The sequence below is a fragment of the Stenotrophomonas sp. YJH_SMC_8 genome, assembly GCF_059371315.1.
The window spans coordinates 230,085-255,853 of sequence record NZ_JCAFUL010000005.1 but is presented as its reverse complement, the minus strand read 5'-3'; the positions used below and the strand labels follow the sequence as shown (position 1 = coordinate 255,853).

The window sequence follows — 25,769 nt, the reverse complement described above, 5'->3', positions numbered from 1 at the left end:
CCGCGCGGCCCTGCTGCAAGGGTTGCATCCATGAGCACCGCACCGTTCCCGTCCGTCCGCATCGGCCAGGGCTATGACGTCCATGCCTTCGGCGAAGGCGATCACATCATGCTTGGCGGCGTGAACGTTCCACACAGCTGTGGCGTGCTTGCGCACAGCGACGGCGACGTGATCCTGCACGCCTTGTGCGATGCGATGCTCGGTGCGCTGGCGCTGGGTGACATCGGCCAGCATTTCCCGCCCAGTGACGACCGCTGGAAGGGCGCCGACAGCAGCGATTTCGTGCGCCATTGCGACAGCCTGCTGCGCGAGCGTGGCTGGCGTGTCGGCAACACCGACATCACCGTGATCTGCGAGCGGCCCAAGGTCGGCCCGCATGCCCTGGCCATGCGTGAGCGCATCGGCGAGCTGCTGCAGTTGCCGCTGGATACGGTCAGCGTCAAGGCAACCACGTCGGAGAAGCTGGGTTTCACCGGGCGCGGTGAAGGCATTGCCGCACAGGCGGTCGTGTTGCTGGTGGCGGCATGATCCCGCTGCCGCTCGCGTTCGGTGCGCCGCTGTTGACGGCGCGCATCCGCACCACGCCGGAAGATTTCCAGGTCGACGAGCTGCCCGCCTTCGAGGCCACCGGCGAAGGCGAGCACCTGTTGCTGCACATCCGCAAGCGTGGTGCCAACACCGTGCATGTGGCCAAGCTGCTGGCCAAGTGGGCCGGCCTGCCGGAAATGGCGGTGAGCTACGCGGGCATGAAGGATCGCCACGCAGTCACTACCCAGCGTTTCAGCGTGCACCTGCCCAAGCGCGTTGCGCCGGACCTGGCCGAGCTGGCCGGTGACGAGATCGAAGTGATCGAGTCCACATGGCACAACCGCAAGCTGCAGCGTGGCGCACTGGCTGGCAACCGCTTCAAGCTGGTGCTGCGCGAGGTGCAGGGTGATGCCACTGCGATCAGCGAGCGCCTGCAGCAGATTGCCGGGCGCGGCCTGCCGAACTGGTTCGGTGAGCAGCGCTTCGGCCGCGACGGCGGCAACGTGCCGGCGGCACTGGCGATGTTCGGTGGCCGCCGCATGCGCAAGGACCAGCGTTCATTGCTGCTGTCGGCGGCCCGCTCGGCGTTGTTCAACCGTGTGCTGGCCGCGCGCGTGGAGCAGGGCAACTGGGATCAGCCGCTGGACGGCGAAGTGTGGATGCTCGATGGCAGCCGCAGCGTGTTCGGCCCCGAGCCGTACACCGACGTGCTGGCCGAGCGCCTGGCGCGCTTCGACATCCATCCCAGTGCGCCGCTGTGGGGCGAAGGCGAACTGCGCAGTGCCGATGCGGCACGCGAGCTGGAGCTGGCTGCGCTGGACGACGAGGAGTCGAAGGCGCTGCGGGCCGGCCTGGAAGACGCGCGCCTGAAGCAGGAGCGCCGCGCGCTGCGCCTGCGCCCGGCGTTGCTGCAGCACCAGTGGCTGGCCGATGACGTGCTGGAGCTGTCGTTCGCATTGCCGCCCGGCTGCTACGCCACGGCCGTGCTGCACGAGCTCGGCCCCGTCGAAGACGCCTCGCAGGCCTGACGGGACAGGGGGGGGGGGGGGGGGGGGGGTAGAGTCGACTGTTAGTCGACTTGCGCGCGCAGCGCGGGCTTTTCGCGCGCCGCCCCAAGAAGCAGCCGACTAACAGTCGACTCTCCCGGGCCGGTCGCCGCCGGGTTAGTCACCGCCGTGCCAGCAGCACCAGCACCGCGCCGGTGCCGCCTTGCCCGGTCGGCGCCGAATGGAATGCCAGTACGTCGTTGCGCAGCCGCAGCAGGCGGTCGACCAGGTTCTTCAGTACCGGCGCGCCGCCGTCGGACTGCAATCCCTTGCCGTGGATGATGCGCACGCAGCCATACTCGTGTGCATGCGCTTCCAGCAGGAACTGGCGCAGCAGCGTCTCGGCCTGCGCGGCGGTGGCGCCATGCAGGTCCAGTTCGTCCTGCACCGAATACTGGCCACGCTTGAGGCGCTGGAACAGGCGAGGTGGCAGGTTGTCGCGGCGATAGCTGGCCACGTCGCCGGCTTCCAGTGGCGTGCTGTCGCGCAGCAGCCGGGCGAACTCGCCGGCGGCTTCGGCCTCGTCACGTTCGGCCATACGCGCGCGCGGCTTCGGCCGGGGCGCAGCCGGTGCCGGCTCGGCATCCTTGCGCAGCGGCGTCACTTCGCCGATGGCCGCACGGAACAATGCGGCCGGATCTTCGTCTTCAGGGTGCGACATGCGCACAGGGTAAACCGCCGGCGCAGGTCTGCCTATGACGGTTCGATGTCGGTCGTGACCGCCGGCAGGGTAGGACCGGCGGCTCGCATGCGGCACAATAGATGATGCCCTTGCAGGGTCGACGGCTTCCGCAGGGAGCACGACGGTCCCGCCCACACTGCACGGTGACGGAATCGAATTCTTGGAAAATCAAGCGGTTAAATCGAAGATGCGAATCCTGGTGAGTAACGACGACGGTGTCGACGCCGCAGGCATCCGGATGCTGGCCTCGGTGCTGCGCGAGGCTGGACACGAAGTCACGGTGGTCGCACCCGACCGCGATCGCTCCGGTGCCAGCAACTCGCTGACCCTGGACCTGCCGATCCGCCTCAAGCGCATCGACCATTACACCGTCTCGGTGGCAGGTACGCCCACCGACTGCGTGCACCTGGCGCTGACCGGCCTGCTTGAATTCGAGCCCGACATTGTCGTGTCCGGCATCAACAATGCTGCCAACCTCGGCGATGACGTGATCTATTCCGGCACCGTCTCGGCGGCGATGGAAGGTCGTTTCCTCGGCCTGCCGGCGGTTGCTGTTTCACTGGTCAGCCGCAATCACGACCCGAAGCATTTCGAGACCGCAGCGCGCGCCGCGCTCGAGATCGTTGCCCGGCTCAAGGCCGATCCGCTGCCCGCCGACACCATCCTCAACGTCAACGTGCCGGACCTGCCGTGGAACGAGGTCAAGGGCTTCGAGGTCACGCGCCTGGGCAACCGCCATCGCGCCGAAGGCTGCATCGCGCAGAAGGACCCGCGCGGCAACGAGGTCTACTGGATCGGCCCGGCCGGTCGTGAGCAGGACTCCGGCCCCGGTACCGATTTCCACGCGGTACGCACCGGCCATATCTCGATCACCCCCATCCAGGTCGACCTGACCCGCTACCAGGCCCTGGAGAAAGTGGCCAGCTGGGTCGGCGGCCTCAGCGCCGCGCTGGACCAGCCGGCATGAGTCCACGCCTTCGCCTGCAACCGGAAGCCGTTGGTATCGGCATGACCTCGCAGCGCGTGCGTGACCGCCTGGTCGATCGCCTGCGCGAGGCCGGCATCGTCGACGAGTCGACCTTGAATGCGATCCGGGTGGTGCCACGTCATCTGTTCATCGACGAAGCGCTTGCGTCACGCGCCTACGAAGACACCGCCCTGCCGATCGGCCACGGCCAGACCATCTCACAGCCGTGGGTGGTGGCGCGCATGACCGAAGCCGTGCTGCAGGTCTCGCCGAAGAAAGTGCTGGAAGTCGGTACCGGTTCCGGCTACCAGGCCGCCGTGCTCGGCGCGCTGGGCCTGGAAATCTACACCGTCGAGCGCATCGGCGACCTGCTGCGACAGGCGCGCAAGCGCTTCCGTGCGCTGGGCATGAACATCCGCACCAAGCATGACGACGGCCGCGCCGGCTGGGCCGAGCATGGCCCGTTCGATGCCATCGTGGTCACCGCTGCAGCGCCCGCACTGGTCGATGAACTGGTCGGGCAGCTGGCCGAGGGCGGCCGCCTGGTGGCGCCGGTCGGTGGGCCGGGCGGGCAGTCGCTGGTGCAGCTGGACCGCAAGGCTGACGGCAGCATCGAACAACGCGTGCTGGCGCCGGTCACCTTCGTGCCGCTGCTGTCCGGCATGCTCGACTAATCCACGGAGCAGGGTTGCATGAAGATTTTCGGGCCGCTGTACGAGCGGGCGATGAAGTGGGCGGCGCACGAACGCGCGCCGACCTACCTGACGGTGTTGAGCTTCTTCGAGGCGATCATCTTCCCGGTGATGCCGGAAGTGATGCTGGCGCCGATGTGCGTGGCCCAGCCCAAGCGTGGCTGGTGGTTCGCCACCCTCAGCCTGGCCGGCTCGATGGTCGGCGCGCTGGTCGGCTATGCACTGGGTCATTACGCCTTCGAGGTGATCAAGCCGCTGTTCGAAGCGCTGGGCATGCTGCCGGCCATCGAGCAGGGCATCACCACCGTGCAGGCGAAGATGGCCGAGTCGCCCTGGGCGGTGTTCACCTTCCTGGTGCTGGGCGGATTCATGCCCATCCCGATGAAGGTCTTCACGTGGGCATCGGGTATCGTCGGTGTACCGATGCCGCAGTACCTGTTGAGCATGCTGATCGGTCGTGGCAAGCGCGTGTTCGTGCTGGCTGCGGTCATCCGTATCGGTGGTGCGCGTGCTGAAGCGGCACTGCGTCGCTGGATTGAACCGCTGGGCTGGATCGCCACCGCGTTGGTGGTGGTGCTGATCGCCTGGCTTGTATGGAGGTCGAAGTTCGCATGAGTCCTGATCGTCTGAGCAAGGGAGTGCGCATCGGCGCGCTGGCGTTGCTGGTTTCCACCCTGGCCGCCTGCGGCACCGCCACTGTGGTCCGCCCGGGTGGCGGCAGCACCGGTGGCGTGACCACGCCGAAGACCTCGGTGCCCAAGCCCGGGCAGACCGTGGTGGTGCGCAAGGGCGACACCATCTATGCGCTGGCCCGCATCCATGACATCACCCCGGCCGACCTGATCGCCTGGAACAGCCTGGACAACCCGTCGACCATTCATCCGGGCCAGGTGATCCGCCTGTATCCGGCCGGTGCCAGCGGTGGCCGCGCGCCGACCACGGTGGTGACCCCGCCGCGTTCCGGCGGTGGCAGCACGGGCAGCACCGCGCCGACCACCGCCCCGGTGGGCCCGGTGAAGAGCAATATCGCCTGGCGCTGGCCGGCCGATGGCGCGATCGTCGGGCGCTACGTGGCCGGTGACGCAACCAAGCAGGGCGTCGATATCGCCGGCACCAGCGGCCAGGCGGTGAAGGCCACCGCCAATGGCGTGGTGGTGTACTCCGGTGCCGGCCTGGTCGGCTACGGTGAGCTGATCATCATCAAGCACAGTGACCAGTGGCTGTCGGCCTATGGCCACAACCGCAAGCGCCTGGTGAACGAAGGCCAGAGCGTGAAGGCCGGCGAGCAGATCGCCGAGATGGGCCGTACCGGTGCGAACCGCGACATGGTCCACTTCGAGATCCGCTATAACGGCAAGCCGGTCGACCCGCAGCAGTACTTGCCGGCACGCTGACGCAGGCAGAGACGGGCAGCGCCAGATGTAGAGCCGAGCCATGCTCGGCTGCTCTTCGCTGCGATGCGGCGCCGCCCGGGCGTGGGCTCGGGCGCAGGCCACGGGTGATCCAGGGTAGGGCCGGGGCATGCCCGGTGTGCGCCCAGGCTGAACGGTAATGGCCGTTTACGACCCTGATTGCCGTGTCTCCATCTTCCCGGTCAACCGCGAACGCGGCATCCTGCCGCAGACCCCATCGCCTGTGGTGCCGCATGATCCGCCGCCTTACCGTTCTGGCGTTGCTTGCCATCCCGCCGCTGGCCACCGCGGCCAGCGATCCGCATGAGGTCGTCTCCCGCTTCTACGCCGCCCTGCAGGCCAGTGGGCCAGACCAGGCCGCGATTGCGCCGCTGCTCGGCGATGCCCTCCGCTCAGCCATCGATGCGCAGCGTGCATATGAACAGGCCTGCACCGCATTGGCGGCGCCCGACGAAAAGCCGCACATGCTGGACCAGGGCCCGTATCTGATGGCGCCGGATCGGCCGGAAACGGTAAAGGTGGGGCTGCCCGCGACGAGCGGCGATGCCGGTTGGGTGCCCGTCGAAATGGCAATAGGCGACTATCGCTGGACCGACCGGGTCCTGCTGCAGAGGCAGGGCCAGGACTGGAAGCTCATGGATATCCGCTGGGACCAGGGCGGCAACCTGATCGGGCGGCTGAAGGACTTCTCGGCCTTCCGTTGTACCGCCACGCACGGGTAGCGCCGGGCCATGCCCGGCGACACCACGTCAGCCTTCGAGAATGAAGGCGGCGGCAACCTTGCGGCCTTCGCCTGCAAGGATGTTGAAGGTGCGCGCGGCGGCCGGATTGTTCATCACTTCCAGGCCGATCCCGCGCGAAAGGCAGGCGGCCATCACCACCGCCGGCGGGAACACCTGGCGGTCACCGGTGCCAAGCACGATCAGTGCCGGATTCAGCGCCAGGATCGGCTCCAGGTCGGCCAGCTGCAGTTCGGCGGCCTGCTTCACCGGCCAGCGCTCGACCAGCTGGTCCGGGGTCAGGAAGAAGCTGCTGCCCAGCACCAGCTCGTTGACCCGGGCCGAGCGGCCGTCGGCGGCGCGCAGGCTGTAGGCGTAATCCGGCGGTTCGTGGTTCAGCTGCATGGCAGTCGAGCGATCAGCCGCGCGGCAGCACGATCTGGCGCTGTTCCTTGCTCGGGCGGTACAGCACGGCGACGTGGCCGATGCGCTGCACCAGCGCGCTCTCGGTCGCTTCGACGATCTCGCCGATCATCACGTCACGGGCGTCGCGGTCTTCGGCAGCGACCTTCACCTTGACCAGCTCGTGGCGCTCCAGCACTTCGTTCAGCTCAGCGATGAAGGCCGGGGTCACACCCTTGCCGCCGGTCTGCAGCAGGGCCTTCAGGTCGTGGGCTTGGCCGCGCAGGAAACGGGTCTGGGAGGCGGTCAGGGCGATGGACATGCAGGAAAAGACGGTTGAATGGGGCGATCAGGGTATCATGAGGACCCCATCAGCCCCTATTTTCAATGGCTACCCGCAGCAAAAGCAGCCAGCGCTGGCTCAAGGAACACTTCTCCGACCCCTTCGTGAAGAAGGCCCAGGCCGAAGGCATGCGCTCGCGCGCCGCCTACAAGCTCGAAGAGCTGCTTGAACGTGACCGGTTGCTGAAGCCGCACATGGTGGTGGTCGACCTCGGTGCGGCCCCGGGCGGCTGGTCTCAGCAGGTGCGGAGACAGATCGGCGACACCGGCCGCGTGCTCGCCTTGGACATCCTGGAGATGCCGCCGCTGGCCGGCGTTGAGTTCCTTCATGGTGACTTCAGGGAAGAAGCCGTCCTATCGCAGTTTGAAGCCATGCTCGGGGATCAGCCGGTAGACCTTGTGCTGTCGGACATGGCCCCCAATAAGAGTGGTGTGGGCGCGGTTGACCAGCCGCGGATGATGCACCTGGCGGAGCTGGCCCTGGATTTTGCCGACAACCACCTGAAGACCGGTGGGGCATTCCTGATCAAGCTGTTCCAGGGTGAAGGCTTTGACGACTACGTGCGCGACATGCGCCGCCGGTACGACAAGGTCTCCATCCGCAAGCCGGAAGCGTCGCGCAAGCGCTCTCCCGAGGTGTATGCCTTGGGTCAGGGAAAACGCGCCCACATGAAGTAAGCTCGCAACGTACGCAAGTTCGACCCCAACGCAACGCCAGCACTAAGAGGAACACCGGAGCCAATGAGGATGAACGACTTGACCAAGAACCTCCTGCTATGGGTGGTCGTCGCCGTCGTGCTGATGGTGGTCTTCCAGAGCTTCTCGCCCAAGTCCTCCGGGGCCGGGGCGCAGGGCGCGTCGTATTCGCAGTTCCTGGACCAGGTGGACAGCGGCAACGTGCAGAAGGTCGCTTTCGGCGGCGACATGCGCGGCGGCACCAGCCAGCTGACCTACACCACCCGCGGTGGGCAGTCGTCCACCATCACCGCGCCGTTCGATCGTGACCTGATCAACGTGCTGCGTACCAAGAACGTGGAAATCGTGCAGGAGGAGCCGTCCAGCGGCATTTCCCTCGGTGCGATCCTGATGAATTTCCTGCCGGTCATCCTGATCATCGGCTTCTGGTTGTTCATCATGCGCCAGATGCAGGGCGGTGGCGGCGGTGCCAAGGGCGCGATGTCCTTCGGCAAGTCGCGCGCCAAGCTGCAGGGCGAAGACCAGATCAAGGTCACCTTCGCCGACGTCGCCGGCTGCGACGAGGCCAAGGAAGAAGTGGGCGAGCTGGTCGACTTCCTGCGCGACCCGTCCAAGTTCACCAAGCTGGGCGGCAAGATTCCGCGCGGCGTGCTGATGGTGGGTCCGCCGGGTACCGGCAAGACGCTGCTGGCCAAGGCCATCGCTGGCGAAGCCAAGGTGCCGTTCTTCTCGATCTCCGGTTCGGACTTCGTGGAAATGTTCGTCGGCGTCGGCGCCAGCCGCGTGCGCGACATGTTCGAGCAGGCCAAGAAGCACGCCCCGTGCATCATCTTCATCGACGAAATCGATGCCGTCGGTCGCCACCGTGGTGCCGGCCTGGGCGGCGGTCATGACGAGCGCGAGCAGACCCTGAACCAGCTGCTGGTCGAAATGGACGGTTTCGAGGGTGGCGAAGGCGTGATCGTGATCGCCGCGACCAACCGTCCGGACGTGCTGGACCCGGCGCTGCTGCGTCCGGGCCGTTTCGACCGCCAGGTCGTGGTCGGCCTGCCGGACGTGAAGGGCCGCGAGCACATCCTGAAGGTGCACATGCGCAAGCTGCCGCTGGCCGACGACGTCGAGCCGATGGTGATCGCGCGTGGTACCCCGGGCTTCTCCGGCGCCGACCTGGCCAACCTCTGCAACGAGGCCGCCCTGTTTGCCGCCCGTGGCAACGAGAAGGAAGTCCGCATGGACCACTTCGACCGTGCCCGCGACAAGATCCTGATGGGTGCCGAGCGTCGTTCGATGGCCATGAGCGAGGAGGAGAAGACCCTCACCGCCTATCACGAAGCCGGCCACGCCATCGTCGGCCGCCTGGTGCCCGAGCATGATCCGGTCTACAAGGTCACCATCATCCCGCGCGGCCGCGCGCTGGGTGTGACCATGTACCTGCCGGAAGGCGACAAGTACTCGATGAACCGCGTGGCGATCAAGTCGCAGCTGTGCTCGCTGTACGGCGGCCGCGTGGCCGAGGAGCTGATCTTCGGTGCCGACAAGGTCACCACCGGCGCCTCCAATGACATCGAGCGTGCCACCAAGATGGCCCGCAACATGGTCACCAAGTGGGGGCTTTCCGACCAGCTTGGCCCGATCGCCTATGGCGAAGAGGACGACGAGGTGTTCCTGGGCCGTTCGGTCACCCAGCACAAGAGTGTCTCCAACGACACCGCGCGCCGCATTGACGAGGAAGTGCGCAACATCCTCGATGAGGCCTATGCGCGTACCACCGAGCTGATGACCGCCAACCTGGACAAGCTGCACGCGATGTCCCAGCTGCTGCTGCAGTACGAGACCATCGATGCGCCGCAGATCGACGCCATCATGGAAGGTCGCGATCCGCCGCCGCCGGCCGGCTGGAACAAGTCGAACAAGGACGGTGGCGACGACAAGGGCGGCGACGCCCGTCCGCTGCCGCCGATCGCAGGCCCGGCCGAATCGCACTGACGGCCCGCTGCAGGTGACACCAGACGAGGCCGGGGCAACCCGGCTTCGTCGTTTCCGGGCCACTGGCCCATCTGCTGAACTGAACTGACGCTGGAGTCTGCATGTCCGCCCCGAAGCCCGAACCGATTTCCCACACCGTCGAAATGGTCATCGCCACCGTGGTCGGCGTGGGTGTGGGCCTTGGCGCTGACAATCTGCTGCTGGGCTGTGTGGTGGGTATCGCCGTTGGGATCGTGCTGAGCATTGCCAAGACCCTCTACGTGGATCGCAAGCGCCGCCGCCGTTGAGGGCGCGGCAGGGCTGCGCCCTGCACCCGCGGTAGTGCCGGCCGCTGGCCGGCAACCTCAGCAGCAACAGCAACAGCAACATTCCGTGGTTTGGCGGGGCGGTGTCGGATGGCGGGGACGCCGTAAACCCATCCATGGGGGCTTGGCAGCCGCATCCATGCGGCTGACACCCCGTCATCCGACACCGCCCCACCTCTGACAGATTCCTGCTGCTATTGGTAGGTATCGACCTTGGTCGACACGGTAGATCCACGCCATGCGTGGATGAGTCTCCATCGAATTCGAGTATTTCGAGAATTGAACGAAGAGCATCCACGCATGGCGTGGATCTACCGGGCCCCATCCAACCGTCACCGGGAATCTGCCGAAGGCGGGGCGGTGTGGGGCTGCAGGACCGTTGGCGCCATGGATGGCGCCATCGAGCCCCCAAGGACGGGTTTACGGCGCGTCCTGCAGCCCCACACCGTCCCGCCAGACCATCAGCAATCCAGCGCTGCTTTGGCTTTGGCTTTGGCCGTTGCCTCTGCGGGTGCAGGGCGCCGCCCTGCCGAACTAAACTACCCGCCGTTGTCCCTGCAGGATTGCCCATGTTCGATACCTCGCCCCAGCTCGATTGCGCCGGCCGCATCCTGCGCCTCGACCGTGCCCGGGTCATGGGCATCGTCAACGTCACCCCGGACTCGTTCTCCGACGGCGGCGCGCACGACACTACCGAAGCCGCCGTCGCGCACGGACTGAAACTGGTAGAGGAGGGCGCTGACCTGCTCGACATCGGCGGCGAATCGACCCGTCCGGGCGCTGCGCCGGTATCGGTCGAGGAAGAACTGCGTCGTGTGATTCCGGTGATCGAGCAGTTGGCCGCGCGCAGCGCCGTGCCGATCAGCGTCGACACCTTCAAGCCAGAAGTGATGCGCGCAGCCGTGGTGGCCGGCGCCGGCATGATCAATGACATTTTCGGCCTGCGCCAGGACGGCGCATTGGAAGCCGCTGCCGACGCCGGCGTGCCGGTGGTGCTGATGCACATGCAGGGTGAGCCGGGCCATATGCAGGCCGATCCGCACTACGACGATGTGGTCGCCGAGGTGCACGGTTTCCTGGTGCAGCGGCTGTTCGCTGCGGAAATGGCCGGTATCGCCAAGAAGAACCTGCTGATCGATCTCGGCTTCGGTTTCGGCAAGACCACTGCCCACAACATGACCCTGCTGGCACGCTCCGAGCGCTTCCTGGAACTGGGCGTGCCGATGCTGGCCGGCCTGTCACGGAAGCGCAGCCTTGGCGAACTGACCGGCCGCGACATGCCCTCCGAGCGTGTGGTTGCCTCGGTGGCGGCGCATCTGATCGCGGTCCAGCGCGGCGCGCGAATCGTGCGCGTGCATGACGTGGCAGCCACCGTCGATGCGCTGAAGATCTGGCAGGCCGTCGACGCCGTGCCGGCACCACGTGCCGACGCCACGCCGTCGATCCGCTGGCCGGACGAAGACTGATGGGTATCGACCGGCGGCCGCTGGCGATCGCCGTGATGGGTCCGACTGCCAGTGGCAAGACCGCCACGGCGATCGCCCTGGCCCGGCAACTGGACGGCGAGATCGTCAGCGTCGATTCGGCGCTGGTCTACCGCCATCTGGATATCGGTTCGGCCAAGCCCGACGCCGCCGAGCGTGCGCAGGCGCCGCACCATCTGCTGGACCTGCGCGATCCGTGGCAGACCTATTCGGCGGCCGAGTTCGCCGCCGATGCCGGCCGGGTCGTGGCCGACATCGTGGCGCGTGGCAAAACGCCGATCCTGGCAGGTGGCACGGGGCTGTACTTCCGGGCCCTGTTGCAGGGCCTGTCGCCGATGCCGGAGGCCAACCCGGAGATGCGTGAAGCGCTCAGCGCCGAAGCTGCCGAGCGTGGCTGGGCAGCGCTGCATGCGGAGCTGGCCGAGGTCGATCCGGCCGCGGCCGCGCGGATCCATGCCACCGACCCGCAGCGCATCCAACGGGCGCTGGAGGTCTATCGCCTCACCGGCACCCCCATCTCTGAATGGCAGCGCCGGCCGGGCGTGGCGCCGTTGCCGGTGCGCACCCTGAAACTGATCCTGGCCCCGCGTGACCGCGCGGTACTGCACCAGCGCATCGAGGCCCGCTTCGATCTCATGCTGGCGCAGGGCTTCCTGGATGAGGTGCGGGCACTCCGTGCAATGCCGGAAATGGCCGCCGTGGCGGCGCCGCTGGACCTGCCGGCGGTGCGCGCGGTCGGCTACCGCCAGGCCTGGGAGTACCTGGACGGCCAGGGCGATGCCGCCCGTTTCCGTGACAAGGCGATCTTCGCCACCCGCCAGCTGGCCAAGCGCCAGCTGACCTGGCTGCGCGGCGAGCTTGATGCGCGCTGGTTCGACCCCCATGTGGATGGAGAGCGCCTGGCCGGCGCGGTGTCGACCTTCGTCGCACGCTGAACCCCCGCCAGCCGTGTAACATCATCGGTCGGCGGGCGGCTCGGGGGCCGTGGCAACCGTCGGCAACCCAATAAGAACAATAATCAGGAGTGTGCAATGTCCAAGGGGCAATCGCTGCAGGATCCTTTCTTGAACGCACTGCGGCGCGAACGCGTGCCGGTTTCGGTGTACCTGGTCAACGGCATCAAGCTGCAGGGCACGATCGAGTCGTTCGACCAGTTCGTGGTCCTGCTGCGCAACACGGTCAGTCAGATGGTTTACAAGCACGCCATTTCCACGGTCGTTCCGGCACGCAACGTGAAGGTCGGTCCGGGCGGTGGTTATGTGCAGTCGGGTGAAGGTGGTCAGGCAGGTGATGAAGCAGACGAGTAAGACCGGAGCGGTGAATGTTTGACCGCTCGAAAAAGGGCGAACACGCCCTGTTGATCCAGCCCCATTTCGGCAAGCTGGAAGACGATGTGCTGGAAGAATTCGGTGATCTGGCCCGCTCGGCTGGGGCCAGCATCGCCGCGACGATCACCGCGCGCCTGGACCGTCCGAATCCGTCGACCCTGATCGGCAGCGGCAAGCTGGACGAGATCAAGGCTGCGGCCGATGCCAGTGGTGCCGACCTGATCCTGGTCAACCATGCGTTGAGCCCGGGCCAGGAGCGCAACCTGGAACGCTTCCTCGAGCGCCGGGTGATCGACCGTACCGGCCTGATCCTGGACATCTTCGCCCAGCGTGCGCACAGCCACGAAGGCAAGCTGCAGGTCGAGCTGGCGCAGCTGCGCCACCTGGCCACGCGGCTGGTGCGCGGCTGGACCCATCTGGAACGCCAGCGCGGCGGTTCGATCGGCCTGCGCGGCCCGGGTGAAACCCAGCTGGAAACCGACCGCCGCCTGCTGCAGAAGCGGGTCGAGCAGCTGCAGAAGCGCCTGGAAAAGGTCGAAGTACAGCGCACCCAGATGCGCCGTGCGCGCGTGCGCAGCGAGCTGCCGCGCGTGGCCCTGGTGGGCTACACCAACGCCGGCAAGTCGACCCTGTTCAATGCCATGACCGGTGCCGAGGCTTATGCCGCCGACCAGCTGTTCGCCACGCTGGACCCGACCGTGCGCCGCATCGCTGTGCCCGGTGGCAACGTGGTGCTGGCCGACACCGTCGGTTTCGTCCGCGACCTGCCGCATGATCTGGTCGCCGCGTTCCGCTCGACACTGTCGGAGGCACGCGAGGCCGATTTCCTGCTGCACGTGGTCGATGCTGCCGATCCGCATCGTGAGGAGCGCATCGCCCAGGTGGACGAGGTGCTGACCGCGGTCGGTGCCGGTGATCTGCCGCAGCTGCTGGTGTTCAACAAGATCGACCGCATCGACGGTGCCGACGTCCGCCACGACGGTCAGGATGGCATCCCGGACGAATCGCGCCGCGAGCGGGTGTGGATTTCCGCACGCGACGGGCAGGGCCTGGAGCTGCTGCAGGCGGTGCTGGGCAAGCGCCTGGGCCTGCAGCACGTCACCGGCGAACTGCGTCTGCCACCCGATGCCGGTCGCCTGCGCGCGCGGCTGCACCAGCTGGAAGTGATCCGCAGCGAACAGGCGGATGAAGAGGGCTGGCTGCTGCAGGTTGACCTGCCGATCGCCGAAGCCGAAAAGCTGGCCGCCAGTGCCGACGGTGCACCGATCCGGTCGCTGCTCCCGGAGAAGCTGCCGGAGTGGTGAGGTGGCGCCGGGCCATGCCCGGCGGCTGCCATTGCGGCGGTGCGCGACATCAGGCTGTCATCTGCGGTACAACGTGCAGGTTCTTCACCCCACCGTCATGCCGATGTCCATCCCCACCGACGCTGAACTCAATGCCCAGTCCGCCGCGCTCGGGCAGCGCCTGCAGCAGGCCTCGCTGCAGCTGGTGACCGCTGAAAGCTGCAGTGGTGGCTGGATCGCCAAGTGCATGACCGACATTGCCGGTTCCTCGGCGTTCTTCGACTGCGGCATGGTGGTCTACAGCTACGAAGCCAAGCAGCGCCTGCTCGGCGTGCGCGCGCAGACCCTGGAGCAGTTCGGTGCGGTCAGCCGCGAAACCGTGCTGGAAATGGTCTCCGGTGCGCTGGTCAACTCCGGTGCTGGCATTGCCGTCGCGGTGACCGGCATCGCCGGCCCCGGCGGTGGCAGCCCGGACAAGCCGGTCGGCAGTGTCTGGATCGGCTGGAAGCGCCGTGGCGGCTACGCCCGCGCCGAGTTGTTCCAGTTCGACGGCGACCGCGAAGCCATCCGCCGGCAAACCGTGGCGGCGGCATTGCGCGGTATCGACGCCCAGCTGTGACATGCTGCTCCGGTAATCGTCCGGAGCACGCATGATGTGGGAAACGCTGGGCACGGTCCGTGACCTGGGCCGACTGCAGGAAATCGCGGTTGTCCTGATCCGCTATGGCTTTGGTGACGTGGTGCGGCGCATCGGCCTGGCCAGCACGCTGGAGCGGGCAGGCCGCCTGCTGCACTGGAACGAAGAGCGGCAGGAACTGCTGCGGATGACCGCGCCGGTGCGTGTGCGCAGCGCGATGCAGGATCTCGGTCCCACTTTCGTCAAGCTCGGGCAGGTGCTGGCGACGCGCGTTGACCTGCTGCCGCCGGAATGGATCGCTGAACTGTCCGAACTGCAGAACGCGGTGCCGGCGCTGCCGTACGCGGATATCCGAGAGCAGCTAGAAGCCGACCTTGGCGCCTCGCCGACGGAAGTGTTCGCCTTCCTCGATGAAACCCCGATGGCCGCCGCCTCGCTGGCGCAGGCCCATCGCGCGCGCCTGCATGACGGCCGCCAGGTGGTGCTGAAGGTGCGGCGCCCGGGTATCCGCGATGTGGTCGAGGCCGACCTGCGGCTGCTGGCCCGCCTGGCCGAGATCGTCGAGGCGCGCCTGCCGGACCTGCGTCGCTATCGTCCGGCCGAGGTCGTGCAACAGTTCACCGTGTCACTGCGCCGCGAACTGGATTTCGCCGCCGAGTGCCGCAACGCCGAGCGCATCGCGCGCAACTTCAACGGCCGTGACGACATCCTGATACCCAGCGTGCACTGGCAGTGGACCTGCGAGAGCCTGAACGTGCAGGATTTCGTCGACGGCATTCCCGGCCGAGACCTGGCCGGTGTCGATGCGGCCGGGCTGGACCGCCGCGAGCTGGCCCGACGCGGCGCCGACATCGTGTTGAAGATGGTGCTCGAGGACGGCAGCTTCCATGCCGACCCGCACCCCGGCAACATCATCTACCTGCGTGACGGCCGCATCGGCGTGATCGATTTCGGCATGGTCGGGGCCTTGTCGGAAGTGCGGCGTTTCCAGGTGGCGCAGCTGCTGCATGGCCTGGTCGAGCAGGACCCGCAGGGCGTGGCCGACGTGCTGCTGGACTGGGCCGGTGGAGTTGAGGTGGACGAGAACCGGCTGCAGCACGACATCAGCCAGTTCGTAGATCAATACCGTGGTGTGCCGCTGAAGGACCTGCGCATCGGCCTGATGCTGGGCGACATCACCCAGCTGCTGCGCAGCTACAGCCTGACCCTGCCGGCCGACCTGGCGCTGATGATCAAGGCGTTCCTGACCCTGGAAGGCATGGGCCGGCAGCTGGACCCGGATTTCGACATGGCCAGTGCCGCGCGCCCGTTCCTGGAGCGGGTGGTACTGCAGCGCTATGCGCCCAGGGCGCTGCTCAAGCGCGGCCGCCGCAGCCTGTTGGGCCTGGTTGATTTCGCCGGTGAGCTGCCTCGGGACCTGCGCAAGCTGGTGCAGGCCGCGCGCCGTGGACGCCTGCAGTTGAAGGTGGAAACCACGGCGCTTCAGGGCTTTGGCGAACAGGTGAACCGCGCAGCGAACCGGTTGGTGATGGGCATCGTCACCGCCGCGCTGATCATCGGTTCCTCGATCGTGATGCACAGCGTCGGCGGTGTCTCCAGCCGCTGGCTGCTGGCGCTGGGCGTATGCGGCTTCATCGGCGCCGGCTTCTGCGGCGTGTGGATCCTGTTTTCGATATGGAGAAGCGGCAAGCACACCTAGTGTGCTTGCCGCAGCGGTTCCCAAAGGGAACCGTGGAATCGCGCAGCGATTCCTGTAGAGCCGACTGTCAGTCGGCTGCATCTGCTTTTGCCCTTGCTTTTGCCTTTGCCGACCGGTCGACCGGTCGACCGGCCGGGCGCGCGCCTGCCGAGCATGCCCCGGCCCAACAGGCCCTCACCACCCCATGTCGCCCCCGGCACTTGCAGTTCCGGATATTAGTAGTAATACTACTAACCATGGACCTGACCGACACCCAGCAGGCGATCCTGCAGTTGATCGCCGAGCGTATCGAGAGCGAAGGCGCACCGCCGTCGCAGACGGAAATCGCACGTGCGTTCGGCTTCAAGGGGGTACGCGCGGCCCAGTACCACCTGGAAGCCCTGGAACAGGCCGGTGCGATCCGTCGCATTCCGGGCCAGGCCCGGGGCATCCGCCTGGTACAGGCGCCACCGGTCGAAAAGCTGGCCGAGCCGGGCCTGCCCGACAGCGTACTGCGCCTGCCGGTACTGGGCCGGGTTGCGGCCGGCCTGCCGATCGGCGCCGATATCGGCTCGGACGACTTCGTGGTGCTGGACCGGGTGTTCTTTTCGCCGGCACCGGACTACCTGCTGAAGGTGCAGGGCGATTCGATGATCGACGAGGGCATCTTCGATGGCGACCTGATCGGCGTGCACCGCACCCGCGACGCCCACTCCGGGCAGATCGTGGTGGCCCGCATCGATGACGAGATCACCGTCAAGCTCCTGAAGATCGCCAAGGACCGCATCCGCCTGCTGCCGCGCAATCCCGATTACAAGCCGATCGAGGTGTTGCCGGATCAGGACTTCGCGATCGAAGGCCTCTATTGCGGCCTGTTGCGGCCGAACCGTTGACCTGTTCCATAGCGCATTACCCCGCGGTCTTTTGTGGCGATTCTCTGGTTCCACTGAGGTTGGTACGGATGTCCGATAATTCTTTTCAGAGCGCTGGGCAGAATCTCAGCCTGTGCGATACGTCCGACTTAAAGTGAGCCCATGGCAAAGAAGACCCCCAAAGACAGCACCTCCAACGACATCACCTCTGCAAGGACCCAACCGATGGACGAGAACAAGAAGCGCGCCCTCGCTGCAGCTCTGGGCCAGATCGAAAAGCAGTTCGGCAAGGGCTCGGTGATGCGCATGGGCGACCGCGTGGTCGAGCCCGTCGAAGCCATCCCGACCGGTTCGCTGATGCTCGACATCGCACTGGGCATTGGTGGTCTGCCGAAGGGCCGTGTCGTCGAGATCTACGGGCCGGAATCCTCGGGCAAGACCACGCTGACCCTGCAGGCCATTGCCGAATGCCAGAAGCTGGGCGGCACCGCGGCCTTCATCGACGCCGAACATGCGCTGGACCCGATCTACGCCGCCAAGCTGGGCGTGAACGTGGATGACCTGCTGCTGTCGCAGCCGGATACCGGTGAGCAGGCGCTGGAAATCGCCGACATGCTGGTCCGTTCGGGCTCGGTCGACATCCTGGTGATCGACTCGGTCGCCGCGCTGACCCCGAAGGCTGAAATCGAAGGCGAGATGGGCGACCAGCTGCCGGGCCTGCAGGCCCGCCTGATGAGCCAGGCGCTGCGCAAGCTGACCGGCAACATCAAGCGCTCCAACACCCTGGTGATCTTCATCAACCAGCTGCGCATGAAGATCGGCGTGATGATGCCGGGCCAGAGCCCGGAAACCACCACCGGCGGCAACGCGCTGAAGTTCTACGCCTCGGTCCGCCTGGACATCCGCCGCATCGGCGCGATCAAGAAGGGTGACGAAATCATCGGCAACCAGACCAAGATCAAGGTCGTCAAGAACAAGCTGGCACCTCCGTTCAAGCAGGTCATCACCGAGATCCTGTATGGCGAAGGCATCAGCCGCGAAGGCGAACTGATCGACATGGGTGTGGATGCCAAGCTGGTCGAGAAGGCCGGCGCCTGGTACAGCTACGGTGAAGAACGCATTGGCCAGGGCAAGGACAACGCCCGTGGTTACCTGCGCGACAACCCGACCGTCGCCGCCAAGCTCGAGGCCGAGCTGCGCGAGAAATTCCAGCCGGCCGAAGCGGCCCGCGAGGAAGGCGACGACGAAGGCGACGACGAGTAAGGCTTGCTGTGGGGCAGGGCGGCGCCGTCAGTGACGTCGCCCTGTCCCGCAGGTTCGAATCGCCCAGGGATGGGCTGGGCGCCACGGATGGCGCCACCCTTGGAGTACCCATGTCCGACGCCGAAGACATTCCGACCGGCCGCAAGCGCCGGCCGCGTGAGCAGAGCCCCGTACAACGGGCGCTGGGCCTGCTGGTCCGCCGCGAGCACTCGCGCAAGGAACTCACCCGCAAGCTGACCGCCCGTGGCATCGAAGACGAAGCCGCGCAGGCCGCTGTCGCCAAGCTGACCGAGGCCGGCTGGCAGGACGACACCCGCTTCGCCGAGAACCTGGTGCGGATGCGCGCCAACACCGGCTATGGGCCGATCCATGTCCGTGCCGAACTCGGCACCCACGGCCTGGACAGTGCCGCGATTGCCGCAGCGATGGACAGCTACGAAGGCGACTGGCAGGAAAATGCCCGTGACCTGGTCCGCCGACGCTTCGGCGAGGCCGGCCCGCAGGACCTGGCGCAACGGCGCAAGGCGGCCGATCTGCTGGCCCGACGCGGCTTCGACGGCGACAGTATCCGTCGCGCGACCCGCTACGACCCGGATGACTGAGACTGGCGGCGCCGGGCCTGATACCCTTTAGGTTTTCGGCGGTCCCTCGCGACCCTGGCCAACGCGGCCGGTGGTCCGGGTCCGCCGGCCCGCAGACTGCCAGCCCCCAATGAACGCATCCGCCAAATTCACGACCTCCCAGATCCGCAGCGACTTCCTTGAATTCTTCAAGGGCAAAGGCCACACCATCGTGCCGTCGGCGCCGCTGGTGCCGGGCAATGATCCGACCCTGCTGTTCACCAACTCCGGCATGGTGCAGTTCAAGGACGTGTTCCTTGGCGCGGAGAAGCGCAGCTACGTGCGTGCAGCCGACGTCCAGCGCTGCCTGCGCGCGGGCGGCAAGCACAACGACCTCGACCAGGTCGGCTACACCGCGCGCCATCACACCTTCTTTGAAATGCTGGGCAACTGGTCGTTCGGCGACTACTTCAAGAAGGACGCGATCGCCTGGGCCTGGGAGCTGCTGACCCAGGTCTGGAAGCTGCCGGCCGATCGCCTGCTGGTCACCGTCTACCAGACCGACGACGAAGCCTACGAACTGTGGCGCGACATGGTCGGCGTTCCGGAAGAGCGCATCGTACGCATCGGCGACAACAAGGGTGCGCCGTTCGCTTCGGACAACTTCTGGCAGATGGCCGACACTGGCCCCTGTGGCCCGTGCACCGAGATCTTCTACGACCACGGCGACCATATCGCCGGCGGCCCCCCGGGCTCCCCGGATGAAGACGGTGACCGCTTCATCGAAATCTGGAACCTGGTGTTCATGCAGTTCGACCGCCAGCCCGACGGCACCCTGGTGCCGCTGCCGGCGCCGTGCGTGGACACCGGCATGGGCCTGGAGCGCCTGGCAGCGATCCTGCAGCACGTGCACACCAACTACGAGATCGACCTGTTCCAGGCACTGATCCGCAAGGCTTCCGAGCTGACCGGCACCGCGGACCTGGAAAACAAGTCGCTGCGCGTGATCGCCGATCACATCCGTGCCTGTTCGTTCCTGATCGTCGATGGCGTGCTGCCGTCCAACGAAGGCCGTGGCTACGTGCTGCGCCGTATCATCCGCCGCGCCCTGCGCCATGGCTGGATGCTGGGCGTGCGCCAGCCGTTCTTCAGCAAGCTGGTGCCGACCCTGGTCGAGCAGATGGGCGAGGCCTATCCGGAACTGCCGGCAGCGGTGGACACCGTCACCCGTGCGCTGCAGGCCGAGGAAGAGCGTTTCGCTGAAACCCTCGACGCCGGCATGAAGATCTTCGAGGACGTCGCGGGCAAGGCCAGCAATGGCGTGATCCCGGGCGTTGACGCCTTCCGCCTGTACGACACCTATGGTTTCCCGCTCGACCTGACCCAGGACATCGCCCGCGAGCGCGACCTGACCGTCGACATCGCCGGCTTCGATGCTGCGATGGAGCAGCAGCGCGAAACCGCACGTGCGGCCGGCAAGTTCGGTGGCGGCGTGACGCTGCCGGCCGAGCTGGTGGCGACCCTCAGCCCGACCCGCTTCCTGGGCTACGACCGCCTGCAGGCCGATGGCCTGACCGTGCTTGCCGTGCTGAAGGATGGTCGACCGGTGCAGTCGGCCGATGCCGGTGATGCAGTCATCGTGATCACCGACCAGACCCCGTTCTACGCCGAATCCGGTGGCCAGGTCGGCGACACCGGCGTGCTGACCGGCAACGGCGTGCGCCTGGCGGTGGACGACACCCAGAAGTTCGCCGGCCAGTTCCATGGCCACGTCGGCACCCTGTCCGACGGCGGCCTGAAGGTCGGCGACGTGCTGTCCGGCCAGGTCGATGGCGAGCGCCGCGGCGCCACCATCCTCAACCACTCGGCCACCCATCTGCTGCACGCCGCCCTGCGCGAAGTGCTGGGCACCCACGTGCAGCAGAAGGGCTCGCTGGTCGCTCCGGACCGCCTGCGTTTCGACTTCTCGCACTTCCAGCCGATCAGCGCGGAAGAGCTTGCCGTGATCGAGCGCAAGGTCAACCAGCAGGTGCGCGCCAACAACGCCGCCGAAGTGCACAACATGGGCATGCAGGAAGCGCTGGACTTCGGTGCGATGGCGCTGTTCGGCGAGAAGTACGGCGAGCACGTGCGCGTGCTGAAGATGGGTGACTACTCCACCGAGCTGTGCGGCGGTACCCACGTCAACCGCACCGGCGACATCGGCCTGTTCAAGATCACCTCCGAGGGCGGTGTCTCCGCCGGCGTGCGCCGCATCGAGGCCGTTACCGGCCAGGGCGCCCTGGATTACGTGGACGCCGAAGAGGCCCGCCTGGCCGAGGCCGCTGAACTGCTCGGCGGTAGCGCTACCGACGTGGTCGAGAAGATCCGTGCCCTTGGCCAGCGCCAGAAGCAGCTGGAGCGCGAACTGGAAGCCGTGAAGGCCAAGGTCGCCGCAGGTGCCACGGCCGACCTGTCCAGCCAGGCCGTCGAGGTTGCCGGCGTGAAGGTGCTGGCGGCCCGCCTGGAGGGCTTCGATGCCAAGGCCCTGCGTGACGCCATGGACCGCCTCAAGCAGCAGCTGGGCGACGCGGTGATCGTGCTGGCCGGCGCCCAGGACGGCAAGGCCGCCCTGGTCGCGGGTGTGAACGGCAGTGCAATGGGCAAGGTCAAGGCCGGGGAACTGTTGTCCCATATCGCCAGTCAGATCGGGGGCAAGGGCGGCGGACGCCCGGACCTCGCCCAGGGTGGTGGCGAGGACGGGCCCGCCCTTGCCACTGCGCTGGCTGCAGTCGTCGAATGGGTCAGCCCCCGCCTGTGATGAACCTGGCCGTCCCCCTCCTTGTAGGAGCGGGACGGCTGACGGTACCATTGCGAATCTTTTCCCTTTGTCGTGGTAGCGCTTCTTGACGGAGCGTCAAGCCGGTGGGGGATACCCTTCCACACGGTTCCATGGAGACTTACAAAAATGTTGATCCTGACTCGCCGCGTCGGCGAAACCCTGATGATCGGTGACTCGGTGAGCGTCACCGTGCTTGGCGTCAAGGGTAACCAGGTGCGTATCGGCATCACCGCGCCGAAGGACGTCGCTGTGCATCGCGAAGAGATCTATCAGCGCATCCAGCGCGGTGACGAAGCCGGTGGCACCGGTAGCGAAAATTCTGCCGAATAACGCTTTACCTTCGCACTCGATTAACGTTATGATTCACGCCCCGCTGAGGTGCAACGCACCAGACGCGGAGAAAACCCCGGAGTGATGCCCGAGTGGCCGAAGGGGCTCCCCTGCTAAGGGAGTATAGGGTCAAAAGCTCTATCGAGGGTTCGAATCCCTCTCACTCCGCCAGATACAAAGAAGCGCGTGCAGATCCTCGATCTGCAGGCGTATTTCTTTATGGCGGCACTCATTGCCGGTGCACCATCCACTGATCATCGATCAATGGATGGCGCTTCGGATGCCCCCGGCTCAGAGCCTTACCGTCACCCCCACCTGGAACCCACGCCCCGGCAACGGCGCGATGTATTTCAGCGGCGAGTTGTGCGGGCGTGCTTCCTCGTTGAGCAGGTTGCTGCCATTGACGAACACCTCCATGCCGGCGATGTAGCTGTTGCGTACCGGCAGCGCACGACTGACCTGCAGGTCGACCAGGTTGAAGGCATCCAGCGGTACTTCCTCGCTGACGTTGCGGCCGAGGTACTTCTGCGTGTCGTAATAGGTGCTGGACAGCTGTGCCTTCCAGCCTTCGCGCTGCCACTGCAGGTTGGCACCGTAGCGGTTGGTCGGCATGTTCGGCAGGTACTCGCCATCGTTGTGGGCGCGCAGCGAATCGGGGCGATCGGCCTTGTTCTTCACCAGATCGGCGAAGGCGGAGATATTCAACGTGCCATAGCGGCCAAGGTCCAGAGCCTGTGATGCGTCGATCTCGAAGCCCTTCACCGTGGTGTCGGTCTGCTTCCAGTATTTCAGCGGCAGGCGGTTGGCCGTCTGTACGCCGGAATAGCCGAGATAGAGATAGTTCTCGTACTTCATCCGATAGGCGGTGGCCGACAGTTCGAAACCGCCGATGTGGAACAGGCCGGTCAGCTCCAGGTTCTTCGCGCGTTCCGGCGCGAGGTTCTGGTTGCCTTCCTCCTGGGTCATCACCGAGTAGTGCGCGTTGCTGGCATACAGCTCGTTGATCTCGGGTGCGCGCTGCGAGGACGCGTAGCGCACCTTGGCGGCAAACAATGGACCCAGCTCGACGTACGAACCCAGGCTGTAGCTGTTGAGCCGGTAGGAGCGATCCTGCAGTTTCGTGTTGGCGGCATTGCGCGCGGTCTTGAAGCGACTGGGCTGCAGTTCGTGATCGACACGCTCATGGCGCACGCCGGCATCGAAGGTGGCCCAGCCGAAATCCAGCGTTTCCTTCAGGAACACCGCGTTGCTGCGGGTGTCCACGTCCGGCAGGTAGCGCAACGAGCCACTGCCGGTAACGTCGCGCGACTGGTGGCTGAAACCGAGCAGGCCGCTGAGCGGCCCGATCCGCTGGTGGCTGAGCAACACCTCGGCCTGTGTGCTCTCGAAATCGTAGTCGTTGGCCCTGGAAGCGCCCAACCGCTCGCCGGAGGTGTTGTCGAGCTTGGAAACACGCAGTTCGGTGCGCTCGAGCCCTGGCAGCGGATCACGCAGCAGCGCCTCCAGCGCGTAGCGCTCCTGCTTGATCACCACGCCTACCGGCAGGCCATCGGCGTAGTTGGAACCGAATGACAGGTTCTGCATCGAGAAGCCTGGCACACCGTACTCGCTGTCCTTGGCATCGATGCTGACACCGACGTAACCGCGATCGAAGAACAGGGTCGAGCCGAAGGCCACCTGCGAGTTGTGCGAGTAGCTGTTGCCCAGCCGGTGATGGTAGTCGGGCGTCACGTCGTTGTTGATCTGCTTCTGGACGTACGACGGGGTGCCTGCGACGTAGGCGGGATTGACCGGATTGACGTAGGTGCGGCGCTGCCAGACCGAGGTCGGGTTGTTGGTGTAGAACGAGAAATCACCGTCGGCCCAGTCCGGGTTTTCGGTCATGAACTGGTCGATGTAAGGCTGCGAGGCCTTGTTGTAGATCTGCTGCACGCGCGCTTCCTTCTGGCAGCTGTCGGCCAGCGCAGAGTTCACGCCACCGGTCGGCGGGAACAGGCGCGTATTGCAGACGCTGGCCTTGCTGTTGCCGGGGATGTCGTAGTGCGAGATGCGCTGGCGCGAGACCTGCAGGTTGGTCGAGACGTTGCGCTGGTTGTTGAAGTTCATGCGGAAGCCCTGCGCGTCGGCGGCATTGAAGCCCTTGCGCAGGACCAGTTCCATCGACTGGTCCTTGTCTTCCATGCTGCGCGAGATCAGGCCGGAGTCGATCTCCACGCTGCCGCCGATCGCGTTGCCACCGTAGCGCACGGTATCGGACGACTTGTTGACGGTGACGCTGCGCACGAACAGCGGGTCGAACGGAATGCTGATATCGCCGCTGATCGCGTTCATGCCGAGGATGGACTGGCCGTCCTGCAGGATCTGCACGCGGTTGCCGCTGAGGCTGCGGATGACCGGGGCGCCCGCGTTCGGCCCGAAGGCGCTGCTCTGCACGCCGGAGACATGTTCGAGCAGATTGCCGAGGGTGCGGTTCTGGGCGTGTGGATTGTCGACGGTGACGCGGCTGTCGATGCGCGAGGGCTGGGAGGCCTGGACCTGGAGGGTGGGAAGGGTGGGTTCGTCCGCGGCCTGGGCGGACTGGACGGCGAACAGAATGGCTGCAGCAAGGAGATGACGACGCATGACACGATCCGTGAAGTTGACGTGAAATGTTATAACGTAACTATTTATGTCAACAAGGGAGGATTGGGCCTTGCCATGAGGACTGGATATGAGAATGGTTCTCATATCAGAATGGCCGCGGATTCTCTGCAGGCGCACCATGCACAGCCTCTCCCTTGCCGACCTTGATCGACTGGGCCGCAGCAGCGGCTTCCACTACCGGTTGCCTGCATTGGCCTCAGCCGATGGCTCGGTGGAGCGTTGCGTGGTGCAGGGCAGGGTGGAGCAGCGTTGCCTGCGCCCGGGGATCACCCTGGCGCTGTCGGACGTGATCGCCCACCAGCCGTTCGAGGCGACGTCGGAGTCGCCGCCGGCCTTCTCGGCGATCGTGATGCTGGAGGGACGCGCTGGAGCGCGGCTGGCGGGGCAGGCGGTGACCGGCATGCGTCCAGGTGCCGGTGCGATGGTGCTTGCCGAGGCGGCGCCGATGACTGCGATTCATCCCGCCGGGCAGCGGATGCGCAGCCTGAATGTCTCGCTGGATGCAACCGCCGGGATCGACGATCCGGTGATCAGCGAACTGCTGTCCACTGCGCGTCGCGGCGGTCAGCCGCGGTTGCGGGGTTGGCAGGTGCCCGGGCATCTGGAGCGCGCCGCCGATCAGGTGCTGTCGGGCACCTGGCACGGCGCGATGCATGCGTTGCTGTGCGAGGGTATCGGCCTGCAGATGCTGGCACAGGCGCTGGGCGCACCTGCCGGGGATGCCTTGCCGGACCTGCGTGTTTCAGCGCGTGACCGCCGCATGCTGCAACGGGTGATCGATTGCCTGCAGTCGGCACCGGCCGCCGAACACAGCCTGGAGGCGCTGGCACGCCTGGCCTGCATGAGCCCGAGCAGCCTGCGCCTGAAGTTCCAGCAGGTGCACCAATGCTCCGTGTTTGGCTGGCTGCGCGAGCGGCGCCTGCAACTGGCCTGCGAGCAGCTGCGGCAGGGCTGCAGCGTGCAGCAGGCCGCACATCTGGTCGGCTATCGTCACGCCACCAACTTCGCGACCGCGTTCCGTGCACGTTACGGCATCGCCCCCAGCCAGTTCCGCTGAATCCGGGGCATCGTCGGCAGCGCGCATACACCTGTT

Annotated in this window: 26 protein-coding genes and 1 tRNA gene; 23 read left to right on the top strand and 4 right to left on the bottom strand. The window is 66.3% G+C overall.

From position 1 onward, the window contains the following. The first annotated feature begins 30 nt into the window (after positions 1-30). Both ispF and truD read left to right on the top strand, forming a co-directional pair. Complete coding sequence (gene ispF, locus AC5P88_RS08600) at positions 31-528, top strand: 2-C-methyl-D-erythritol 2,4-cyclodiphosphate synthase (protein WP_495224797.1); 498 nt, start codon at positions 31-33, stop codon at positions 526-528. After that, the gene (truD, locus tag AC5P88_RS08595; protein ID WP_495224796.1) at positions 525-1,556 is read left to right on the top strand and encodes a tRNA pseudouridine(13) synthase TruD; all 1,032 of its coding nucleotides are present in this window, start codon (positions 525-527) and stop codon (positions 1,554-1,556) included. Before ispF ends, truD begins: the two co-directional genes overlap by 4 nt. A gap of 139 nt (positions 1,557-1,695) precedes the next feature. Here truD and AC5P88_RS08590 read toward each other — a convergent pair whose 3' ends face one another. Beyond that, positions 1,696-2,235, bottom strand: a complete 540-nt coding sequence (locus AC5P88_RS08590) for a Smr/MutS family protein (protein ID WP_005409007.1) — start codon at positions 2,233-2,235, stop codon at positions 1,696-1,698. A gap of 208 nt (positions 2,236-2,443) precedes the next feature. On the opposite strand from AC5P88_RS08590, the gene surE reads away from it, so the two are divergent. The 5 genes from surE to AC5P88_RS08565 all read left to right on the top strand — a co-directional run bounded on the left by surE (position 2,444) and on the right by AC5P88_RS08565 (position 6,049). Beyond that, the gene (gene surE, locus AC5P88_RS08585; protein ID WP_004152858.1) at positions 2,444-3,223 is read left to right on the top strand and encodes a 5'/3'-nucleotidase SurE; all 780 of its coding nucleotides are present in this window, start codon (positions 2,444-2,446) and stop codon (positions 3,221-3,223) included. Next, positions 3,220-3,897 carry a protein-L-isoaspartate(D-aspartate) O-methyltransferase gene (locus AC5P88_RS08580; protein ID WP_049429575.1) on the top strand — a complete coding sequence of 226 codons (678 nt, stop codon included), beginning with the start codon at positions 3,220-3,222 and terminating at the stop codon, positions 3,895-3,897. The genes surE and AC5P88_RS08580 overlap by 4 nt, the downstream gene beginning before the upstream one ends. Before the next feature lie 18 nt (positions 3,898-3,915). Next, positions 3,916-4,530, top strand: coding sequence for a YqaA family protein (locus tag AC5P88_RS08575; protein ID WP_106548952.1), 615 nt, complete (start codon positions 3,916-3,918; stop codon positions 4,528-4,530). Then, positions 4,527-5,309, top strand: a complete 783-nt coding sequence (locus AC5P88_RS08570; RefSeq protein ID WP_106548951.1) for a peptidoglycan DD-metalloendopeptidase family protein — start codon at positions 4,527-4,529, stop codon at positions 5,307-5,309. The genes AC5P88_RS08575 and AC5P88_RS08570 overlap by 4 nt, the downstream gene beginning before the upstream one ends. Before the next feature lie 251 nt (positions 5,310-5,560). Then, positions 5,561-6,049: a YqhG/Tai3 family protein gene (locus AC5P88_RS08565; RefSeq protein WP_106548950.1), complete on the top strand. Its 489-nt coding sequence runs from the start codon at positions 5,561-5,563 to the stop codon at positions 6,047-6,049. A gap of 27 nt (positions 6,050-6,076) precedes the next feature. Here AC5P88_RS08565 and AC5P88_RS08560 read toward each other — a convergent pair whose 3' ends face one another. Next, positions 6,077-6,451 (bottom strand): Mth938-like domain-containing protein, encoded by a 375-nt coding sequence (locus AC5P88_RS08560; protein ID WP_106548949.1) that lies wholly within the window; start codon positions 6,449-6,451, stop codon positions 6,077-6,079. A 13-nt stretch (positions 6,452-6,464) separates the two neighbouring features. Further along, on the bottom strand, positions 6,465-6,770 hold the full coding sequence (gene yhbY, locus AC5P88_RS08555) for a ribosome assembly RNA-binding protein YhbY (RefSeq protein WP_004152868.1): 306 nt from the start codon (positions 6,768-6,770) through the stop codon (positions 6,465-6,467). 65 nt (positions 6,771-6,835) lie between these two features. On the opposite strand from yhbY, the gene rlmE reads away from it, so the two are divergent. From rlmE to AC5P88_RS08480, 15 genes are all read left to right on the top strand, one after another. Then, positions 6,836-7,468 carry a 23S rRNA (uridine(2552)-2'-O)-methyltransferase RlmE gene (rlmE, locus tag AC5P88_RS08550; RefSeq protein WP_106548948.1) on the top strand — a complete coding sequence of 211 codons (633 nt, stop codon included), beginning with the start codon at positions 6,836-6,838 and terminating at the stop codon, positions 7,466-7,468. 69 nt (positions 7,469-7,537) lie between these two features. Continuing rightward, complete coding sequence (gene ftsH / locus AC5P88_RS08545; protein ID WP_049427664.1) at positions 7,538-9,472, top strand: ATP-dependent zinc metalloprotease FtsH; 1,935 nt, start codon at positions 7,538-7,540, stop codon at positions 9,470-9,472. A 101-nt stretch (positions 9,473-9,573) separates the two neighbouring features. Next, positions 9,574-9,759 (top strand): hypothetical protein, encoded by a 186-nt coding sequence (locus AC5P88_RS08540; protein WP_008265807.1) that lies wholly within the window; start codon positions 9,574-9,576, stop codon positions 9,757-9,759. 587 nt (positions 9,760-10,346) lie between these two features. Then, a complete protein-coding gene (gene folP, locus AC5P88_RS08535; protein ID WP_495224795.1) occupies positions 10,347-11,243 on the top strand; it encodes a dihydropteroate synthase in 897 nt (298 codons plus the stop codon). Then, the gene (miaA, locus tag AC5P88_RS08530) at positions 11,243-12,196 is read left to right on the top strand and encodes a tRNA (adenosine(37)-N6)-dimethylallyltransferase MiaA (protein WP_106550721.1); all 954 of its coding nucleotides are present in this window, start codon (positions 11,243-11,245) and stop codon (positions 12,194-12,196) included. The genes folP and miaA overlap by 1 nt, the downstream gene beginning before the upstream one ends. A gap of 96 nt (positions 12,197-12,292) precedes the next feature. Then, positions 12,293-12,568: an RNA chaperone Hfq gene (gene hfq, locus AC5P88_RS08525; protein ID WP_004152891.1), complete on the top strand. Its 276-nt coding sequence runs from the start codon at positions 12,293-12,295 to the stop codon at positions 12,566-12,568. A 14-nt stretch (positions 12,569-12,582) separates the two neighbouring features. Then, positions 12,583-13,893 carry a ribosome rescue GTPase HflX gene (gene hflX / locus AC5P88_RS08520; RefSeq protein WP_106550720.1) on the top strand — a complete coding sequence of 437 codons (1,311 nt, stop codon included), beginning with the start codon at positions 12,583-12,585 and terminating at the stop codon, positions 13,891-13,893. Between the two features lie 103 nt (positions 13,894-13,996). After that, positions 13,997-14,491, top strand: a complete 495-nt coding sequence (locus tag AC5P88_RS08515; protein ID WP_010484249.1) for a CinA family protein — start codon at positions 13,997-13,999, stop codon at positions 14,489-14,491. A 34-nt stretch (positions 14,492-14,525) separates the two neighbouring features. Further along, positions 14,526-16,208 (top strand): 2-polyprenylphenol 6-hydroxylase, encoded by a 1,683-nt coding sequence (gene ubiB, locus AC5P88_RS08510; protein WP_106550724.1) that lies wholly within the window; start codon positions 14,526-14,528, stop codon positions 16,206-16,208. A 236-nt stretch (positions 16,209-16,444) separates the two neighbouring features. Further along, on the top strand, positions 16,445-17,080 hold the full coding sequence (gene lexA / locus AC5P88_RS08505) for a transcriptional repressor LexA (RefSeq protein ID WP_005412936.1): 636 nt from the start codon (positions 16,445-16,447) through the stop codon (positions 17,078-17,080). A 204-nt stretch (positions 17,081-17,284) separates the two neighbouring features. Continuing rightward, positions 17,285-18,322 carry a recombinase RecA gene (recA, locus tag AC5P88_RS08500; RefSeq protein WP_049428133.1) on the top strand — a complete coding sequence of 346 codons (1,038 nt, stop codon included), beginning with the start codon at positions 17,285-17,287 and terminating at the stop codon, positions 18,320-18,322. 110 nt (positions 18,323-18,432) lie between these two features. Further along, a complete protein-coding gene (gene recX / locus AC5P88_RS08495; RefSeq protein ID WP_106550719.1) occupies positions 18,433-18,924 on the top strand; it encodes a recombination regulator RecX in 492 nt (163 codons plus the stop codon). Positions 18,925-19,033: 109 nt separating this feature from the next. Continuing rightward, positions 19,034-21,682: an alanine--tRNA ligase gene (gene alaS, locus AC5P88_RS08490; RefSeq protein WP_495224794.1), complete on the top strand. Its 2,649-nt coding sequence runs from the start codon at positions 19,034-19,036 to the stop codon at positions 21,680-21,682. 147 nt (positions 21,683-21,829) lie between these two features. Then, the gene (gene csrA / locus AC5P88_RS08485) at positions 21,830-22,033 is read left to right on the top strand and encodes a carbon storage regulator CsrA (RefSeq protein WP_004152909.1); all 204 of its coding nucleotides are present in this window, start codon (positions 21,830-21,832) and stop codon (positions 22,031-22,033) included. A gap of 78 nt (positions 22,034-22,111) precedes the next feature. Beyond that, positions 22,112-22,204: transfer RNA gene (locus tag AC5P88_RS08480), tRNA-Ser, on the top strand. 120 nt (positions 22,205-22,324) lie between these two features. Here AC5P88_RS08480 and AC5P88_RS08475 read toward each other — a convergent pair. Beyond that, on the bottom strand, positions 22,325-24,655 hold the full coding sequence (locus AC5P88_RS08475; RefSeq protein ID WP_495224793.1) for a TonB-dependent receptor: 2,331 nt from the start codon (positions 24,653-24,655) through the stop codon (positions 22,325-22,327). Between the two features lie 139 nt (positions 24,656-24,794). Between AC5P88_RS08475 and AC5P88_RS08470 the strand changes: the two genes are divergently transcribed. After that, on the top strand, positions 24,795-25,733 hold the full coding sequence (locus AC5P88_RS08470; RefSeq protein ID WP_495224792.1) for a helix-turn-helix transcriptional regulator: 939 nt from the start codon (positions 24,795-24,797) through the stop codon (positions 25,731-25,733). The last annotated feature ends 36 nt before the right edge of the window (positions 25,734-25,769 follow it).